Consider the following 18,553-nt stretch of genomic DNA (forward strand, 5'->3'; position numbering starts at 1 on the left):
TTATTTATGGTAGCTAACTGCACAGAGGCCCATATGAAACATGAAGGACGTGGTGTCGTTCGGTTGAATGATAAGACCGATCATGGAGGCCAAGTTATTTCTGTGTCATCAGGAACAGTTGTCTTGGGTACGGAAGCAGCGCTCGCAGACGATATGACTTTTTGCCCAAAGTGCAAAGGGCTGTTTCCCATTAAACCAGACGGAGCTGGTGCCAAACATGTAGGACGACCTTACGCATACGATAATGACCCGACCGCCTGCGGAGCCAAGTTAATGTCGTCACTATAACTGTACGCGTTCACTGTCTTCTCTGGTATTTACTCAAAACATAGAACGTTGATCTGCTTCCAGCGACGACATCTCTGTTAATTTCGTTGTGATTACCCGAGGCTAGAGTGCAAGCGGACGGGGCAATTGTTGCTGGATATGAACTACTGGCCGTGCGGGTGAGGCTGATGTGCTGTTTTTTGTCGGAGGCGCACTTTTTGACGGCGTCTAGGACGCTGCTTGGGACTACGCCTTGCGAAGAACGGCAGCGGTAGTTGGCTGAATAGTCACTCGTTGGATCGACGGCGTAATGAACAATATTTTGCTTTCAGATGCGATTACTTATTTGTCAAGGCCGCCAACATTTTTCCAATGTGGTCGTTTAACTGTGTCTTCGCACTGGAGATGGTGCACGCTTTCTTAGTTTGATACTCAGCTATAAGGATTTTGCCTATTCGCTGTGGCTTCATTATCTCTGCTGGGCTAACAGGCGACTTAGTAAAGTCGACCAAATACGCTCTCTTAAAATGCCAATGATTATTGATGATGAATGATAGGAAGTCCATTATGTGCTCATCACTAAAAATCAAATCGGGGTCCAGCTTTGCGAACTTAGGGAGCTTTGTTCTATATTCATCCGAATTGGTGGTCAGATTTTTGAAAATCCAAGAGTAATACTCATCTGAGGCATTGTGTTGGCGACCGTTTAAGAGGTCTGCCTGAATGCCGTAGTTTAAAGGAGTTATATCTTCTTCCCACCATATTTTGAAAAGTGATGGATATAAATCTAATTCGAGTAGGGTATTTATGTTGTTATGCTCAGCAAGCTTTCTTGAGAACGGTGTGTCGTAACGCAACCCTTTCTGTGTGCCGTATGAGTAACATAACTCATCCAATAACAAACTTGAAAAGGTTGTGGCTAAGTCATAGGCATCAACAATTTCATTGATTTTTTCGTTATCATATTTAAGGTTGACCTTGTAGAACCACTTGCGAGTTACGCCGAGACACTCGCCAAAAGAAGAGTGCTCTAGGTCCATAAAGACTACGCTTGAGAAAGTTAATAAGTCGCTGAAAATGTCTTCTGTGTTTTTCAGGGCCATATCTGGTGCATATGCTCGTGGTCCGTTGTGGTCGCCCAAGCCAAGCTTTAAGAGATAGTGGGTTTGTGATCTTATCCTAAATAGTCCTCCGACTAAAGATTCAGCCGGAAAAATTAACTTTTGATGCGCGCTGACATTCCGAAGATGTTTAAAGGTTTCATAATTTTTTTTGTTGCGTTCTACAAAATCTACGACGGCGCTCTTCAGCCATGGCGGCGAATTCTTTTTAGAATACTCTATAAAAAATAGTAAACTCCTTAAAGTGTTGTTAAGACTTAGAATGAATTGCTTTGGTCGGTGGTAGGTTGTATTTAAAGTGGTAATGTTTTCGTTAACTATGTCAATATTCTGCACTATCGTGGAGTGTTGTTCATTCATTCTCTCAAAGAAGAATGAAGAGGTAGCTAGGTCGAACATCTTTCATCCTTTTAAAGGGATTTATTTAATTAGAAATAACTGTTTTGGATTTTTTGTTCATTTGGCAATGACTTGTGGGTGCGCACATAGGGTTCGCTGGCTAATGCCGTGTTGACTCAAGAGACTGGAGGGTTGCTGGTCCTTCAAGCCGACGCTTGCATGCAATATCGGGAAATGCCGATTCTGTGATCTCGTCACGGTCGGGCTTTGGGCGCAAGATTTCATTCCAATTAGTTCCAACGCTAACACTGGTCCATACTAGCGCATTTGACAACTAAGCTGATCTGGCAAGACGCGAGTAAGTGTCTAGTTACTTGGTTTCACGCATGTACGTGGGCAGCAGGCGCGACCAAAAATGAAAATCCCCGTCGCACTTCTGCAAGAACTTGCCACCCCGTCTTCCTATAATGACCAGGTTCGGCGCCCGTCTCCAGGCGCGCCTGTCACTTACATGGATGAGGAAAAAGTCATGAACGCAAAGCTTGATTCGGGTGTCACAACGCGGCCTGTCACTCGGCAGACCTTCGACGAAGTCCTCGTCCCGACCTACGCCCCGGCCGGCATGGTGCCGGTGCGCGCTTCGGGCCTGGACGTGTGGGACCAGGAAGGCAAGCACTACCTCGACTTCACCTCGGGCATCGCGGTCTCGAGCCTGGGTCACGCCAACCCGGTGCTGGTCGACGCGCTGACCAAGCAGCTGAACACCCTGTGGCACCTCGGTAACGGCTACACCAACGAGCCGGTCCTGCGCCTGGCGCTGGCCCTGACCGAAGCGACCTTCGCCGACCGCGCCTTCTTCTGCAACTCGGGCGCGGAAGCGAACGAAGCGGCCCTGAAACTGGCGCGCAAGTACGCACACACCAAGTTCGGCCTGCACAAGTCGCGCATCATCTCCTGCCTGTCGTCCTTCCACGGCCGTACCCTGTTCACCGTCTCGGTGGGCGGCCAGCCGAAGTACACCGAAGGCTTCGAGCCGCTGCCGCAGGAAATCAACCACATCGCCTATAACGACATCGAAGCGGCGCGCGCCGCCATCCTCGACGACGTCGCGGCCGTGATCGTCGAGCCGATCCAGGGCGAGGGCGGCGTGATCCCGGGCGACAAGGAATACCTGCAGGCCCTGCGCGAGCTGTGCGACAAGACCGGCGCCCTCTTGATCTTCGACGAAGTGCAGTCGGGCGTGGGCCGTACCGGTTCGCTGTACGCCTACATGGATGTCGGCGTCACCCCGGACATCCTGACCAGCGCCAAGGCACTGGGCAACGGCTACCCGATCGGCGCGATGCTGACCACCAACGCCATCGCCGAGCACTTCAACGTCGGTTCGCACGGCACCACCTACGGCGGCAACCCGCTGGCCGCGACCGTCGCTCTGAACGTGATCGAGACCATCAACCAGCCGGCCTTCCTGGCGCGCGTCAAGGAAGCCAGCGCCAAGATCTTCGCCAACCTGGACAAGCTGTCCGCGGACTACCCGCAGCTGTTCGGCAAGGCGCGCGGCATGGGCCTCTTGATCGGCCTGCCGATGGCGGAAGGCTACAAGGGCCGCGCCAAGGACCTGACCAAGGTCGCCGAGAAGATGGGCCTGATGCTGCTGGTGGCCGGCATGGACGTGGTGCGCATGGCGCCGGCGCTGATCGTGTCGGACGAGCAGATTCTTGAGGCGGACCGCATCCTGCGCGCCGCGGTCGAGGAATTCCTGGCCGCCGCCTGATCCGCGAAGAGCCTCATTGAAGTTGCCGTAACCCATGGCCTGCGCCGCTGCGCGGGCCATGGCGTGTTCGCAGTGACGCAGGTTTTTTGGGAGTTCACATGTATGTTGTCCGTCCGGTAGAACTGTCGGATATCGGCGCGCTGGAGAGCCTGTCCGCGGTGGCGACGCCGGGAGTGCACACGCTGCCGCGCACGCGCGAGGCGATCACCGCCTTCGTCGAGCGCTCGATCGCTTCCTTCGCGGCCCAGGTCGATATCCCCAGCGAAGAGTCGTACCTGTTTGTGCTCGAAGACACGGCCAGCCGCGAGGTCGTCGGCACCGCCGCGGTCCACGCCTCGGCCGGCTCGAACGGCACCTATTTCGCTTTCCGCAACGACGTCATCCAGCAGGTCTCGCGCGACCTGAACATCTCCCACAGCGTACATGCGCTGACGCTGTGTTCCGAACTGACGGCCTGCTCGCAGCTGGCCGGCTTCAACCTGCGCGACCGCGAGCGCGCCGGCATCGAGGCGGCGCTGCTGTCGCGCGCGCGCCTGCTGTTCGCGGCGCTGGCGCCGCACCGCTTCGGCGACCGCTTCTTCGTGCCGCTGGCCGGCGTCACCGACAGCGACGGCCAGTCGCCGTTCTGGAATGCGCTGGGCCGCAAGTTCTTCAAGATGGACTTCCTGGAAGCCGAGCGCGTCATCGGCGGCGCGCGCAACCGCACCCTGATCGTCGAGCTGATGCCGCATTACCCGGTCTACGTGCCGCTGCTGCCGGGCGACGCCCAGGCGGCGATGGGCCAGATCCACCCAAGCGGCCAGCTGGCCTTCAAGCTGCTGACCGAAGAGGGCTTCGAGGCCGACGAATACGTCGACATCTTCGACGGCGGCCCGATCCTGGCGGCCCATAAACTGTCGCTGCGCTCCTTCTGCGGCTCGCAGCACCGCCGCGTCGGGACCGCGTCGCGCGAGGGCGGCGCCACCGTCACCTACGCGGTCGCCACCAGCGCCGAACGCTTCCGCGCCGTCACCGTGGCCTGCCCACCCTGCGATACGTCCGACGCCATCTGCCTGCCGGCGGCGGCGCAGGAAGCGCTGGGCGTGACGCCGGGCGACTCCGTCATCTGCGTCAGACTCTGAGAGAGGCACCATGCTCGTCATCCGTTCCATCGTTGCATCGGACCTCGACGCCCTGATCGACCTGGCCACCCAGGTCGGCGGCGGCATGACCACCCTGAAACCCGACCGCAAGATGCTGGGCGACCGCGTCGAATGCGCTGTCGCCTCGTTCGCCGAAACGATTCCGCCGCACGAGCGCGACTACATGTTCGCGCTCGAGGACACGACCAATGGCCGCCTGGCCGGCGTGTGCGCGATCAAGGGTGCGGTCGGCCTGACCGAGCCCTTCTATAACTACCGCATCGGCACCCTGGTGCACTCCAGCCGCGAACTGAACGTGTTCACGCGCATGGAGACGCTGTACCTGTCGAACGATCTCACCGGTTCGACCGAGCTGTGCTCGCTGTTCCTGCAGCCGGACTACCGCGTCGGCTACAACGGCAAGTGGCTGTCGAAAAGCCGCTTCCTGTTCATCGCCCAGTTCCAGCAGCTGTTCACCGAGAAGATCATCGCCGAGATGCGCGGCTACCTGCTGGAAGACGGCACCAGCCCCTTCTACGAGGGCCTGGGCCGCCACTTCTTCAAGATGGATTTCAACCACGTCGACGGCCTGACCGCGATGGGCAAGAAATCCTTCATCGCCGAGCTGATGCCGCGCCAGCCGCTGTACGTCGACTACCTGCCGCAGTCGGCGCGCGAAGTGATCGGCCAGGTGCACCGCTCGACGCTCCCCGCACGCAAGCTGCTGGAGCAGGAAGGCATGCACTACGACGGCTACGTCGACATCTTCGACGCCGGCCCGGTGCTGCAGGGCCGCGTGTCGGACCTGCGCTCGGTGCGCGACAGCGTGCTGCGGGTGGCCGCCGAAGGGCGCCCGGACGGCGAGACCGAATGCCTGCTGGTGTCGAACACGAAGCTGCACGATTTCCGGATGGTGCTGGCCCAGACCACGATCGAGGGCGCGCAGGTCGCGCTGTCGGCGCAGGAGCTGGCGCTGCTGCATTGCCAGGCGGGCGACACGGTGCGCACGCTGTCACTCAACGTAAGGAAGAACAATGGCTAACCTGTCGAACTACATCAACGGCGAGTGGCTCGCCGGCAGCGGCGCGGAACTGGTCACGGTCGATCCGTCCACCGGCCGCCAGACCTGGACCAGCAACGAATCGACCGAAGAGGACGTGGCGCGCGCCGCCCAGGCCGCGCGCGACAAGTTCGAAGACTGGGCCCTGCGCCCGCTCGACGAGCGCATCGCCGTCTGCACGCGTTTTCGCGACCTGCTGAAGGAACACGCCGAGGAGCTGGCGGCGACGATCGCCGAGGAAGTCGGCAAGCCCTTGTGGGAAGCGCGCACGGAAGTGGCGACCATGGCCAACAAGATCGACATCTCGGTCCAGTCCTACGGCGCGCGCACCGGCGAGAGCAATGCCAAGGTCGCCGACGGCAACGCCGTGCTGCGCCACCGTCCGCACGGCGTGTTCGCCGTCTATGGCCCGTATAACTTCCCCGGCCACCTGCCGAACGGCCACATCGTGCCGGCCCTGATCGCCGGGAACACGGTCGTGTTCAAGCCGAGCGAGTACGCGCCGCGCACCGCCGTGAAAACCGTGCAGCTGTGGGAAAAGGCCGGCCTGCCGAAGGGCGTACTGAACCTGGTGAACGGCGGCCGCAACACCGGCATCGCGCTGGGCGCGAATCCCCTGATCGACGGCGTGCTGTTCACCGGCAGCAGCCAGACCGGCGCCGCCCTGCATAAACAGTTCGGCGGCCAGCCGGGCAAGATGCTGGCGCTGGAAATGGGCGGCAACAATCCGCTGGTGGTGTGGGACGTGAAAGATGTCGACGCCGCCGTGCACCACGCCGTGATGTCGGCATTTATCTCGGCCGGCCAGCGCTGCACCTGCGCGCGCCGCCTGGTGGTCCAGGACACGCCCGAAGGCCAGGCCTTCATCGACCGCCTGGTCGAAGTGGCAGCCAAGCTGCAGGTCGGTCCGTCGAATGCCGATCCGCAGCCGTTCATGGGTCCGGTCGTATCCGCCGCGGTCGCCGCGCGCCTGGTGCAGGCCCAGGCCGAAATGGAACAGAAGGGCGGCAAGGTGCTCTTGCAAATGCGCCAGCTCGACCCGAATACCGGTTTTGTTACCGCCGGCATCGTCGACGTCACCGATGCGCAGGGCATTCCGGACGAAGAATGGTTCGGCCCGCTGCTGCAGGTCGTGCGCGTAAAAGATTTCGACAGCGCGCTGAAGGTCGCGAACGCCACCGAGTTCGGCCTGGCCGCGGCGCTGCTGTCGCAGTCGGAGGAACTGTGGAAGCGCTTCGCGGTGCGCGCCCGCGCCGGCATCGTCAACTGGAACCGTCCGACCACGGGCGCGGCCAGCTCGGCGCCGTTCGGCGGCGTCGGCAAGTCGGGCAACCACCGTCCGAGCGCCTATTATGCGGCCGACTACTGCGCCTACCCGGTAGCCTCGATCGAAACCTCCGAACTTGAAATGCCGGCCAAGCTGTCGCCGGGACTGAGTTTCTAAGCCATGCGTAACGCTCGCGAATACAACTTCGACGGCCTGGTCGGCCCGTCGCACAACTACGCCGGCCTCTCGTTCGGCAACGTGGCCTCGTTCAGCAATGTGCGCAGCGCCTCGAACCCGCGCCAGGCCGCGCTGCAGGGCCTGGCCAAGATGCGCGCCCTGGCCGCGCGCGGCTTCGCCCAGGCCGTGATGCCGCCGCAGGCGCGTCCGAACTTCCGCCTGCTGCGCAGCCTCGGCTTCTCGGGAACGGATGCCGACGTGCTGGCGCAGGCCTGGCGCGAGGCGCCGGTGGTCCTGTCCTGCGCCTGGTCGGCCGCGCCGATGTGGACCGCGAATGCGGCCACCGTCAGCCCATCAAGCGACACCCGCGACGGCCGCGTGCATTTCACCGCCGCCAACCTGAACAACAAGCTGCACCGCTCGGAAGAGCACGTGCAGGCCACGCGCACGCTGCGCGCGATCTTCGCCGACCACGACCATTTCGTGGTGCACGACACGCTGCCGGCGACCCCGGCCTTCGGCGACGAAGGCGCGGCCAACCACACCCGCTTTGCCGCCGACCACGGCGCACCGGGCGTGGAATTCTTCGTCTACGGCCGCGTCGAGTTCGATCCGTCGGCCCCGGCGCCTAAAAAATACCCGGCGCGCCAGACCCTGGAAGCCTCGCAGGCGGTGGCGCGCCTGCACGGGCTGGATCCGGTGCGCACCGTGTTCGCGTCGCAGAATCCGGACGTGATCGACCAGGGCGTGTTCCACAACGACGTGATCGCGGTCGGCAACGGCAACGTCCTGTTCTACCACGAGCAGGCATTCGCGGACGAGGCGGCGACCCTCGAGGCGTTGCGCCGCGCGGCGGGCGGCATCGGCTTCGAGTTCGTGCCGGTGCGCGTCGATGGTGGCCAGGTGCCGGTGACCGACGCGGTGGCGAGCTACCTGTTCAACAGCCAGCTGCTGTCCAAGCCGGACGGCAAGATGGCGCTGGTGGTGCCGCACGAGTGCCGCGAGAACGAGGCGGTGGCACGCTATCTGTCCGGCCTGGTGGCGGGCGGCGGGCCGATCGACGAACTGATCGAGTTCGACCTGCGCCAGAGCATGCGCAACGGCGGCGGCCCCGCCTGCCTGCGCCTGCGCGTGGCCCTGACCGACGAGCAGGCCGCGGCCATGCACGGCGGCGTGATCATGACCGAGGCGCTGTATGCGCAGCTGGTCGAATGGGTCGAGAAGCATTACCGTGACCGGGTCGAGCCGAAGGATTTGATGGATCCGCAGCTGGCGATCGAGTGTCATGCGGCGCTGGAGGCGCTGGAGCGGATCATTGGTCTGCCGGGGTTGTACGACTTCGGTTGATTTCAGGATGATCGGCCGGTGGAACGGTGGGTTCAAGAACCCACCCTACGGTTGTGATGTTGGATGATCAACCGGTGAGACCGCGTGGACACAGGTGTCCACCCTACGGTGCGCTGCTGTTGTAGGGGTTACCGGGCCGCGCAGGCTCCCGAGTCCACGCGGTACGGCGGCAGAGAAGAGGTACAGCACCGTAGGGTGGGTTCTCGAACCCAGGCGCTACGGCGGTAGAGAAGAGATACAGCGGCGCACAGCACCGCAGGCAGCAAGCAGCAAGGGACCGACGGCGCCGCACGACGCATCGCCGTCGCAACGATAACGAGTTACACGCTTCCGGGACAAGGAAGCCGAGGACCTGGACGGGACAACCCTGTCCACCAAACGCCGGGGCGCGCGAAGCCACAAGCCGTAGCGCGCAGCGGCGACAACACTAAGCTTTGGAGAAAGCAGAATGAACGACATGACGCAAGATTTGCGCACCCAGACCCTCTCGCTGGTCACGAACCAGCCGGCCGCGGGCGCGACCGCACCCGTCACCGCGCTGATCAGCGCCTGGCTCGGGTCGCTCGACGAAGAGGACCTGGCCGGCACCACGCCGGAAGCCCTGGCCCCCGTCCTGTGGGACGGTTTCACCCAGGCCGCCAAGCGCGCCGGGCAGGGTTGCCAGATCGCGCAGATGCGCTACACCGACACCAAAGGCGGCATCGCGACCGCCCTGCTGATCCTGAACGACGACATGCCCTACCTGGTCGACTCGTTCGTCATGGCCCTGCGCAAGGAGCGCGTCCTGGCCGCCGGCGTGATGAACGCCGTGCTGCCGGTCGAACGCAATGCATCGGGCCAGGTGGTCAACGTCGGCACCGCCGGCGCGCCCCTTGAATCCTACGTGCTGGTGCTGCTGAACGACGAGCTGGCCTTCGAGGAACTCGACAAGTTGACCGCGCGCATCCGCATGGTCGCCAACGACGCCGCCGTCGTGCACCGCGACGCCGTCGCGATGGGCGACCGCATGACCGAAGTGGCCGCGGCAGCCGCTGCCGCCGGCACCCCGGCCGGCCAGGAAGTGGCCGCCTTCCTCGAGTGGGCCAAGAACGAAGGCTTCGAGCCCTTCGGCTACGCCTACTACGTGGTGCAGCCGGGCCAGGATGAGCTGGCGCGCGACATCCCGAGCCGCATCGGCGTGCTGAAGGACACCGCGCACCCGGTCTACGGCACCTGCCTGGCCAACATCCCGGGCGAACTGAAAACCCTGTCGGCCCGCGCCGAGACCCTGTCGATCGTGAAGGCCGACGTCGAGGGCACCCTGCACCGCGACCAGCCGCTCGACTTCATCGGCGTGCGCAACACCGATGCGCAAGGCAACATCCTCGGCGAGCACTGCTTCGTCGGCCTGTTCACCCGCGCCGCCACCTCGACCCCGCTGGCGCGCCTGCCGTTCGCGCGCGGCCGCGTCGCCAAGGTGCTGAGCCTGGCCGGCGTGCGCCAGGAAGGCTTCCGCGCTGAGAAGTTCCTGGAAATCCTCGAATCGCTGCCGCGTACCGAAGCGCTGGAAGCCGATCCGGAATGGCTGGCGCAAGTGTGCAGCTCGGTCGTGTCGCTGTACAAGCAGCCGCGCCCGAAAGTCTTCGCCCGCCGCGACGTCTACGGCCGCCACCTGAACGCCCTGGTCTACCTGCCGCGCGAGCGCTACAGCGCCGCGGTGGCCGCCTCGCTGGCGCAAGCCCTGAAGGACAGCTCGGGCGCGCATGACGTGCGCGTGCAGACCCTGGTCGCCGACGGTCCGCTGGCCCGCGTCTACCTGATCGCCCACGCCGCCCGCAATCCGCTCGACCTCGAAACCGACATCCAGCAGCCGCTGCTGGCCGTGCTGGACGGCTGGCACGACCGCTTCGCCGCCATGACCAACGGCGTCGAAGAGCACGCCCAGCGCAGCGCCCTGCGTAAACTCGGCGCCAACCTGCCGGTCTCGTTCGTCACTGCAACCGCGCCGGAAGTCGCCTTCCGCGACCTGCAGGCCATGCTGAACATCGGCCAGCAGCAGCGCGTCGCCGTGCGCATCGAGCCGGGCAGCGGCGACGGCAACGCCGCGCGCGACGCCTCGATCCGCCTGTACTCGGGTGAGAAGGTGCCGTCGCTGTCGCGCATCCTGCCGGCCCTGCAGAACGCCGGCATCGCGGTCGACCGCGAACAGACCTGGGCGATCACGACGGCCGACGGCGTGCGCCACCACGTCACCGCGCTGGCGGTGGACGACGAGAGCGGCGACAAGCTGGTCAAGCCGGGCATCGCGCAGGTCGCCGAAGAGCTGTTCGCTGCCCTGTTCAACGACGAAGCCGAAGACGGCCGCATGAACGGCCTGACCGTCGAAGGCGGCCTGTCGATGCGCGAAGTGCAACTGGTGCGCGCCTATATCAGCTACTGGCGCCAACTGGGCTCGAAGTTCTCGGTGCGCTACATGGCCGAAACCCTGCGCACCCAGCCGGCCCTGGTCAAGGAATTCGTCACCGGCTTCGTCCAGCGCTTCGATCCGGCGCTGGGCGAGTCCGAGCACGCCGCCGGCAATGCCAAGCTGGCCGCGCTGAAGGCCGGCCTGTCGAGCGTGAACCACGCCGACACCGAGGAAATCATGGCCGCCCTGGTCGACCTGGCCCTGGCCACCGTGCGCACCAACTACTTCCAGAACGACGGCGAGAAGATGATCTTCAAGGTCGACACCAGCAACCTGGCGCTGGCGCCGGAGCCGCGTCCGTACCGCGAGATCTACGTGTTCTCGCGCCGCTTCGAAGGCGTGCACCTGCGCGGCGGCCCGGTCGCCCGCGGCGGCCTGCGCTGGTCGGACCGCATGGAAGACTACCGCACCGAAGTGCTGGGCCTGGTGAAGGCGCAGATGGTCAAGAACGCCGTCATCGTGCCGGCCGGCTCGAAGGGCGGTTTCGTCTGCAAGCAGATGCCGAAGGACGCGCCGCGCGACGTCATGGCGGCCGAGGGCGAAGCCTGCTACCGCATGTTCATCTCGAGCCTGCTGGAAGTGACCGACAACCGCGTCCAGGGCGCGATCGTGCCGCCTGAGCGCACCGTGCGCCATGACCAGGACGATCCTTACCTGGTGGTCGCCGCCGACAAGGGCACCGCGACCTTCTCCGACATCGCCAACAGCATCGCGGTGCAGCGTGGCTTCTGGCTGGGCGACGCCTTCGCCTCGGGCGGCTCGAACGGCTACGACCACAAGAAGATGGGCATCACCGCGAAGGGCGCCTTCGAGGCCGTCAAGCGCCACTTCTACGAACTGGGCCACGACATGACCACCACCCCGATCACCATGGTCGGCGTGGGCGACATGTCGGGCGACGTGTTCGGCAACGGCGTGCTGCTGTCGCGCCAGCTGAAGCTGGTGGCCGCGTTCGACCACCGCCACATCTTCCTCGATCCGACCCCGGACGTCGAAGTCTCGTTCAAGGAACGCCAGCGCATGTTCGCGCTGCCGCGCTCGTCGTGGGAAGACTACGACAAGTCGCTGATCTCGCAGGGCGGCGGCGTGTTCCCGCGCAGCGCCCGCTCGATCGACCTGACCCCGCAGGTGCGTGAAGTGCTGGGCATCGAGGAAACCTCGCTGGCGCCGGAAGAGCTGATGCACCGCATCCTGCTGGCCCCGGTCGACCTGTTCTACAACGGCGGCATCGGCACCTACATCAAGGCCTCGCACGAGACCCATGCCCAGGTGAAGGACCGCGCCAACGACCGCATCCGCGTCAACGGCGGCGAAATGCGCTGCAAGGTGGTGGGCGAGGGCGGCAACCTGGGTGCGACCCAGGCCGGCCGTATCGAGTTCGCGCTGAACGGCGGCCGCATCTTCACCGATGCGATCGACAACTCGGCCGGCGTGGACTGCTCGGACCACGAAGTCAACATCAAGATCTGGCTGGACACCGAAGTCAGCGCCGGCAAGCTGCCTGAAGCCGACCGCAACCGCATCCTGTTCGAGATGACCGGCGACGTCGAGAAACTGGTCCTGCGCGACAACACCCAGCAGACCCGCCTGCTGACCCGTGAAGCCCAGGCGCAAGGCAACGCGTCGATCGTCGACGCCTACGCCGCCCTGATCGCGAACCTGGAAGCGGAAGGCGCGGTCTCGCGCGAGCTGGAGCAGCTGCCGAGCGACGCCGAACTGCAGCGCCGCAAGGCGCTGGGCCAGGGCTTGACGGCGCCGGAACTGGCGGTCGTCATCGCCAACGTCAAGAACCGCTTCAAGCGCACCCTGGCCGCGCTGCCGCTGGTCGACGAGCCATGGGCCGCGACCGTGCTGCGTCCTTACTTCCCGGCGCAACTGGTCGCCACCCGCGATCCGCTGGATCACCCGCTGGCCAACGCCATCCTGGCGACCGTGCTGGCCAACGAGGCCGTCAACCGCTGCGGCCCGCTGATGCTGAGCGACCTGGCCGCCGAGCACCGCGTCGACGAGACCGAAGTGGTCAAGGCCTGGGGCCGCGGCTGGTCGGCGCTGCAGCTGGCGCCGGTGTTCGACGCGCTCGACGCCGACGCGCTGAACGTGCCGCGTGAAGTGTCGATCGCGGTCGACACCCGCACTCGTGCGCTGCTGCGCGCCGTGATGGAAGGCGTGCTGTCGCTGCCGCAGGGCGCCGACGGCATGGCCGAACTGTCCTCGCTGTTCGCCAACGGCGACCAGCTGCGCCAGCTGATGCCGTCGACGTCGGAAGCCGACGGCTACGCCGGCCTGAGCAAGAACTTCGTCGGCGCCTGGAAGGCGGTCGAGGCCATCGAGTCGCTGGCGACCTTCCTGTTCGCGGCGGTGTCGGTGCAGCGTCCAAGCGGCATGACGCTGGCCCAGTTCCTGCAGGTCGGCATGGCGCTGCGCGAGCGCGCCGGCATCGACACGCTCGAGCGCGGCCTGAAGCTGCCGGCCACCAGCAAGTCGCAGGAACAGCTGCGCAACTACGCGATGCAGGCACTGCGCCGCACCCAGCAGCGCCTGCTGCTGAAGGTGATCGAGCGTGCCGGCAGCGGCGATGCGCTGGCCGCGGTCGATGCGGTGACTCTTGAGATGGGCCTGACCGGCTACACCCAGGCCACCGACCTCGAGCAGGCCATGCTGGACGTCTGGGCGCTGTCGGAAGGCTCGAACCCCGAGCGCCTGGCTGCCTGAGATGAGCGCGCCCGCCCAACCACCCGTGGTGCCTGAAGCGGTGCGCGCGCTGGCCGAGGCTGATTTCGGCCTCGTGGCGCAGCGCTTCAGGGAGGCAGGTTTCACGGTCATGCTTCCCGCAAGGGGCGTCATGACGGTGAAGGCCGACCGTAGCGCTGCCCGTCCGGCGGTGTTGCTGTCGGTCGGCGTGCACGGCGACGAGACCGGGCCGATCGAAATGGTCGCGCACGTGATCGAGGCGTTGTCGCGCCAACCAGAGGCCCTGGCGGTGGACCTGATGCTCTGCGTCGGCAACATCGACGCCATCGCCGCCGGCAAGCGTTTCATCGACGCCGACCTGAACCGCATGTTCAAGGCCGACCGCGGCGCGCTGGCCGGCACCGCGGAAAGCGCGCGTGCGGACGAGATCATCGCGGCGACCGACGCCTTCTTCGCGGACGCCGGGCCGGTGCGCTGGCACCTCGACCTGCACACCGCGATCCGCGCCTCGCACTATCCGATGTTCGCGATCGTGCCGGACCTGATCGCGGAAGAACGCAAGTCGGCCCTGATCGGCTGGCTGGGGCAGGCGGCCATTCAAGCGATCATCATGAACCCGAAGTCGGCCGGCACCTACAGCTACTATGCGAGCGAGCACCATGGCGCCGCCGGCAGCACGGTGGAGCTGGGACGCGTAGGCACGCTGGGCCAGAACAACCTGGCCCAGTTCGCCGACGCGTCGCAGGCGCTCGACGCCTTGCTTCGCGGCGTCGAGGCGCCGCCGGCCAAGGCCGCGCCGCACGTGTTCAAGGTGGCGCAGGAGGTGGTCAAGCTGTCGGACGCCTTCACGATGGGCTTCAGCAAGGAGACCCCGAACTTCGCCTCGCTCAAGCGCGGCGAGGTGATCGCCACCGATGGGGAAACGGTGTATACCGTTTTCCATGACGAGGAGATGGTGGTGTTCCCGAATCCCGACGTGCGGGTCGGCCTGCGCGCCGGGTTGATGGTGGTGCGCGTGAGTTGATGGTGTAAGGTGTAAGGCAGAAGCCGCGAGAGATCGCGGCTTTTTTTATGCCCGCGGCGGTGAGGGAGGCGTAGGGTGGGCTCTCGAGCCCACGCGGTCTCACCCGACGAGCAGACGCGACCTCGAACGAATCCGTGCCGCCGTGTCGCGCTGCGATGATGCATGCGCCGTACCGGTGGGTTCAAGAACCCACCCTACACCCCGCCATACCCTTGCGTCTGCACAATTGCTGGACCTTCGCTAGACTTTGTCCTTTGCACAAGTTCCGGAGCCCTTCATGCGCAGCGCATTGTTTTCCCCTTATAAAATCGGGCCGCTCGAGCTGCCCAACCGCATCGCCATCGCCCCGATGTGCCAGTACTCGGCCGACGAGGGCCTGGCCACCGACTGGCACATGATCCACCTCGGCCAGCTGGCGCTGTCCGGCGCGGCCCTGCTGATCATCGAGGCCACCGCCGTCGTGCCCGAGGGCCGCATCTCGCCCGACGACCTGGGCCTGTGGTCCGACGCCCATACCGAGGCCCTGCGCCCGATCGTCGCCGCCATGCGCCGTCACTCGCCGATCAGGATCGCGATCCAGCTGGCGCACGCCGGGCGCAAGGCATCGAGCGCCGCGCCCTGGCTGGGCGGGGCCAACATCAAGCCCGACGAACCGCGCGGCTGGCAGACGGTGGCGCCGTCCGCCGTGCCGCATGCCGAAGGAGAAACCGTGCCGCTGGCGCTCGATGCCGAAGGCTTGCGGCGCGTGAAGGATGGTTTCGTGGATGCCACGCGCCGCGCCCAGGCCCTGGGCTTGGACGCCATCGAACTGCACGGCGCCCACGGCTACCTGCTGCACCAATTCCTGTCGCCGCTGTCGAACCGGCGCGAAGACGAATATGGCGGCTCGCTCGAGAACCGCATGCGCTTCCCGTTGGAGGTGTTCGATGCGGTGCGTGCGGTCGTGCCAGATAGTATGGCGCTCGGGATGCGCATCTCGGCCAGCGACTGGGTCGAGGGCGGCTGGGACCTGGAGAGCAGCGTCGTCTTCGCCAGGGAGCTGGAAGCGCGCGGCTGCCACTTCATCCACGTCTCGAGCGGCGGCCTGTCGCCGCAGCAGAAGATCCCGGTCGGCGCCGGCTACCAGATCGCGTTTGCCGAGCGGATCAAGCGCGAGACCACGATGCCGACCATCGGCGTGGGCTTGATCACCGAGCCGGCCCAGGCCGAGCACGTCCTGCAATCGGGCCAGGCCGACATGGTGGCGCTGGCGCGCGCGATGCTCTACGACCCGCGCTGGCCCTGGCATGCCGCAGCCGAGCTGGGCGCCCAGGTGGCGGCCCCGCCCCAATACTGGCGCTCGCAGCCGCACCAATATAAGACGCTGTTCGGCGAAACCCGGCTCGGTCAAAGGTGAGATGCGCGCTAAGGTTCGCTTTTTTACGCTTCAGCCCGTAAAAAACGCAATCCGTCGCAAGGAGGGCGACAGCGGGAGGGCCGGATTCTAAAGTGGCAACATCGGCGCCCGGCGCCCAACCACGACAAGAAAAGGTTCACACCATGCGCACTCTCCTCGCTCTCGCCGTTGCCGCCACCCTCAGCGGCTGCATCATCGTCGCCGCGCCTCCGGGCGGCGACTACGCGGTCCATACGCCGTTCAGCAGCAGCAAGACGGTCGAGGGCGACGGCGTGGCCACGCGCGACGTGCGCCAGGTGGCGGCGCTGACCGGGCTGGACGTCGGCGGTTCGATGATCGTCGAGGTGCGCGTCGGCGCCGCGCCGTCGCTGGTGGTGGAGGGCGACAGCAACCTGGTGCACCTGGTGCAGACCGAAACGCGCGGCTCGACCCTGCGCATCGGCACCGAAGGCCGCCTGCGCAGCAGCACGCCCCTGAAGGTGACCTACACCGTGCCGCGCCTGACGGAATTGAATGCCGGCGGCTCGGGCCACGTGACGGTGCGCGACCTGAAGGGCGATCCGCTCGACGTGCGCCAGGGCGGCTCGGGCGTGACGCGCCTGTACGGCGAAGTCGCCGAGCTCGACGCGCGGGTATCGGGTTCCGGCAAGATCGATGCGGCCGAGCTGCGCGCCGGCAGCGCCAAGCTGGCCGTGAGCGGCTCCGGACGCCTGATCGTCGGCGAGGTGCGCGGCGAATACGCACGCGCCAACGTCAGCGGCTCGGGCCTGGTCCAGGCCAGCGGCGCGGTGCAGCGCCTGAATGCGAGCGTGAGCGGCTCGGGCAGCGTCGACATGGCGAACCTGAGCAGCGAGAAGGGCGAGTTGTCGACCAGCGGCTCGGGCGGCATCTCGGCCACCGTGCGCCAGTCGGTGTTCGCGCAAGCCAGCGGTTCGGGCCCGATCCGCGTGTACGGCCAGCCGGCCCAGCGCAACATCAGCGGCCGTACGGTGCAGGTGTTGTAACAAGACGGAGCGGCGACCGTAGGGTAGGCACGAAGTGCCCACGCGGTACCTGCGTTTGAACTGGCTACGGGCGGCGAGGTATCGCTCGCGAAGCCACCGCGAGCCACGTGGCACGGTGATGCCGCGCGGGCGACAGGCCATCGCACGTGGTGCACGGACACGCCCGTAACGCGTGGGCACGGAGTGCCCACACCCTACGGGAAACGCAGCCTCTTAGAGCAAGTGATCCAGCAACTCCGGCCCGAACACCTCGCGGTGCAGGCGCGCCGGGGGCACGCCGGCGTCCAGCAGCGCCAGCCACTGCGCCTGCATGAACTTCAGCGGGCCGCAGATCCACACATCGGTTCCTTCGCGGTCCCAGGCCGGCAGGCGCGCCACGTCCATGCGGCCGGCCAGCACGCCGGCTTCGCCATTCACCTCTTCATAAAAAGTCGCCACGTGCAGGTTCGGCATCGCGGCCTGGGCGGCGGCGACGTCGCTTTGCAGCGCATGGTGGCGCGCGTCGCGCGCGGCGTGGGCGAAGATCACCTGGCGCTGCGGGTTGACCAGCGCGATCCGGTTCAGTGCCGACACCATCGGCGTGATGCCGACACCGGCCGACAGCAGCACGATCGGCGTGTCGGACTCGGTATCGGGCGTGAATTCGCCGAACGGGTGGGTCACCTGCAGCACGCTGCCCGGCTGCACGTTGGCATGGATCCAGTTCGACACTTCGCCGGCCGGCGTGGCCTCTTGCGCGTCTTCTCGCTTGACCGAGATGCGCAGGCTGTCCTTGCCGGCAGCATCGGACAGGCTGTACTGGCGCAGCTGGTGGCGCCCGCCCGGCAGGTCGACCGCGACGCTGACGTACTGGCCGGCCTGGAATGGCGGCAGGGGTTTATCGTCCGCCGGGACGAAGCGGATCGACAGCACGTTGTCGCTCTCGCGCGTGACTTCCGTGACGCGCATCGGACGGGTTTCGCCCGGCTCCACGCCGGCAGTGCTGTACATCTCGGCTTCGGCCGAAATCAGGAGGTTGGCCAGCGAGTTGTAGGCTTCGGCCCAGGCGTCGATCAGCGGTTTCGTTGCTGCCTCGCCCAGCGTGGCGGAAATGGCCGCCAGCAGGTGCCGGCCGACGATCGGGTAGTGCTCGGCGCGGATGCCGACCGAGACGTGCTTGTGCACGATGCGCTTGACCACCGGCCCCAGCGCTTCCGGCGTCCCGATGTTCGCCGCGTAGGCGAACACCGCCGACGCCAGCGACTGCTGCTGCGCGCCGCGCGCCTGGTTGCCCATGTTGAACAGGCGCGTCAGCTCCGGGTGCTCGCCCAGCATGTTCTTGTAGAAGAGGGTGGTGATGGCGAGACCGTGTTCGCGCAGGACGGGGACGCTGGCATCGATGTAGGGACGGGAAGCGGCGGAGATCATCGTGTATTCCTCAGTTCTTGCATTTGAAATGCAACTTTAAGCTTCAAAAAAACGCCTGCACCTGGCAAGCGGGGTTGGTTCAAAATTACAGTGCGGCCATGGTGCCGCCGTA

Annotated in this window: 12 protein-coding genes; 10 read left to right on the forward strand and 2 right to left on the reverse strand. The window is 65.0% G+C overall.

Annotated elements, in window-relative coordinates; translation table 11 throughout:
- The first annotated feature begins 33 nt into the window (after window positions 1–33).
- On the forward strand, window positions 34–288 hold the full coding sequence (locus ACFOPH_RS20265) for a PAAR domain-containing protein (protein WP_379737067.1): 255 nt from the start codon (window positions 34–36) through the stop codon (window positions 286–288).
- 317 nt (window positions 289–605) lie between these two features.
- Here ACFOPH_RS20265 and ACFOPH_RS20270 read toward each other — a convergent pair whose 3' ends face one another.
- Window positions 606–1,787 carry a hypothetical protein gene (locus ACFOPH_RS20270; RefSeq protein ID WP_379737068.1) on the reverse strand — a complete coding sequence of 394 codons (1,182 nt, stop codon included), beginning with the start codon at window positions 1,785–1,787 and terminating at the stop codon, window positions 606–608.
- Window positions 1,788–2,256: 469 nt separating this feature from the next.
- On the opposite strand from ACFOPH_RS20270, the gene astC reads away from it, so the two are divergent.
- The 9 genes from astC (at window position 2,257) to ACFOPH_RS20315 (ending at window position 17,034) form a co-directional block, all read left to right on the forward strand.
- Window positions 2,257–3,501, forward strand: a complete 1,245-nt coding sequence (astC, locus tag ACFOPH_RS20275; protein WP_379737069.1) for an acetylornithine/succinylornithine family transaminase — start codon at window positions 2,257–2,259, stop codon at window positions 3,499–3,501.
- 98 nt (window positions 3,502–3,599) lie between these two features.
- Window positions 3,600–4,622, forward strand: coding sequence for an arginine N-succinyltransferase (locus ACFOPH_RS20280; RefSeq protein WP_379737070.1), 1,023 nt, complete (start codon window positions 3,600–3,602; stop codon window positions 4,620–4,622).
- Window positions 4,623–4,632: 10 nt separating this feature from the next.
- Window positions 4,633–5,664: an arginine N-succinyltransferase gene (gene astA, locus ACFOPH_RS20285; RefSeq protein ID WP_379737071.1), complete on the forward strand. Its 1,032-nt coding sequence runs from the start codon at window positions 4,633–4,635 to the stop codon at window positions 5,662–5,664.
- Window positions 5,657–7,126 carry a succinylglutamate-semialdehyde dehydrogenase gene (gene astD, locus ACFOPH_RS20290; RefSeq protein WP_379737072.1) on the forward strand — a complete coding sequence of 490 codons (1,470 nt, stop codon included), beginning with the start codon at window positions 5,657–5,659 and terminating at the stop codon, window positions 7,124–7,126. The genes astA and astD overlap by 8 nt, the downstream gene beginning before the upstream one ends.
- Before the next feature lie 3 nt (window positions 7,127–7,129).
- Complete coding sequence (gene astB, locus ACFOPH_RS20295) at window positions 7,130–8,473, forward strand: N-succinylarginine dihydrolase (protein ID WP_379737073.1); 1,344 nt, start codon at window positions 7,130–7,132, stop codon at window positions 8,471–8,473.
- 448 nt (window positions 8,474–8,921) lie between these two features.
- Window positions 8,922–13,631 (forward strand): NAD-glutamate dehydrogenase domain-containing protein, encoded by a 4,710-nt coding sequence (locus ACFOPH_RS20300; protein ID WP_312549843.1) that lies wholly within the window; start codon window positions 8,922–8,924, stop codon window positions 13,629–13,631.
- A gap of 1 nt (window position 13,632) precedes the next feature.
- Entirely contained in the window at window positions 13,633–14,634 is a 1,002-nt protein-coding gene (locus ACFOPH_RS20305; RefSeq protein WP_312549845.1) for a succinylglutamate desuccinylase, read from the forward strand.
- 277 nt (window positions 14,635–14,911) lie between these two features.
- Window positions 14,912–16,030, forward strand: a complete 1,119-nt coding sequence (locus tag ACFOPH_RS20310; protein WP_379737074.1) for an NADH:flavin oxidoreductase/NADH oxidase — start codon at window positions 14,912–14,914, stop codon at window positions 16,028–16,030.
- A 143-nt stretch (window positions 16,031–16,173) separates the two neighbouring features.
- A complete protein-coding gene (locus tag ACFOPH_RS20315; protein WP_379737075.1) occupies window positions 16,174–17,034 on the forward strand; it encodes a head GIN domain-containing protein in 861 nt (286 codons plus the stop codon).
- 213 nt (window positions 17,035–17,247) lie between these two features.
- Here the strand turns inward: ACFOPH_RS20315 and ACFOPH_RS20320 are convergent, their stop codons facing one another.
- Window positions 17,248–18,441 carry a globin domain-containing protein gene (locus tag ACFOPH_RS20320; protein WP_379737076.1) on the reverse strand — a complete coding sequence of 398 codons (1,194 nt, stop codon included), beginning with the start codon at window positions 18,439–18,441 and terminating at the stop codon, window positions 17,248–17,250.
- Between the last annotated feature and the right edge of the window lie 112 nt (window positions 18,442–18,553).

It is taken from the genome of Massilia haematophila (assembly GCF_042647645.1).
GTDB lineage: Bacteria > Pseudomonadota > Gammaproteobacteria > Burkholderiales > Burkholderiaceae_D > Telluria > Telluria haematophila.

Excerpts from the sequence above, each read along its gene's own strand:
- ACFOPH_RS20265 (WP_379737067.1), top strand. The coding sequence starts at position 34 with ATGAAACATGAAGGACGTGGTGTCGTTCGGTTGAATGATAAGACCGAT.
- ACFOPH_RS20270 (WP_379737068.1), bottom strand. The coding sequence starts at position 1,787 with ATGTTCGACCTAGCTACCTCTTCATTCTTCTTTGAGAGAATGAATGAA.
- astC (WP_379737069.1), top strand. The coding sequence starts at position 2,257 with ATGAACGCAAAGCTTGATTCGGGTGTCACAACGCGGCCTGTCACTCGG.
- ACFOPH_RS20280 (WP_379737070.1), top strand. The coding sequence starts at position 3,600 with ATGTATGTTGTCCGTCCGGTAGAACTGTCGGATATCGGCGCGCTGGAG.
- astA (WP_379737071.1), top strand. The coding sequence starts at position 4,633 with ATGCTCGTCATCCGTTCCATCGTTGCATCGGACCTCGACGCCCTGATC.
- astD (WP_379737072.1), top strand. The coding sequence starts at position 5,657 with ATGGCTAACCTGTCGAACTACATCAACGGCGAGTGGCTCGCCGGCAGC.
- astB (WP_379737073.1), top strand. The coding sequence starts at position 7,130 with ATGCGTAACGCTCGCGAATACAACTTCGACGGCCTGGTCGGCCCGTCG.
- ACFOPH_RS20300 (WP_312549843.1), top strand. The coding sequence starts at position 8,922 with ATGAACGACATGACGCAAGATTTGCGCACCCAGACCCTCTCGCTGGTC.
- ACFOPH_RS20305 (WP_312549845.1), top strand. The coding sequence starts at position 13,633 with ATGAGCGCGCCCGCCCAACCACCCGTGGTGCCTGAAGCGGTGCGCGCG.
- ACFOPH_RS20310 (WP_379737074.1), top strand. The coding sequence starts at position 14,912 with ATGCGCAGCGCATTGTTTTCCCCTTATAAAATCGGGCCGCTCGAGCTG.
- ACFOPH_RS20315 (WP_379737075.1), top strand. The coding sequence starts at position 16,174 with ATGCGCACTCTCCTCGCTCTCGCCGTTGCCGCCACCCTCAGCGGCTGC.
- ACFOPH_RS20320 (WP_379737076.1), bottom strand. The coding sequence starts at position 18,441 with ATGATCTCCGCCGCTTCCCGTCCCTACATCGATGCCAGCGTCCCCGTC.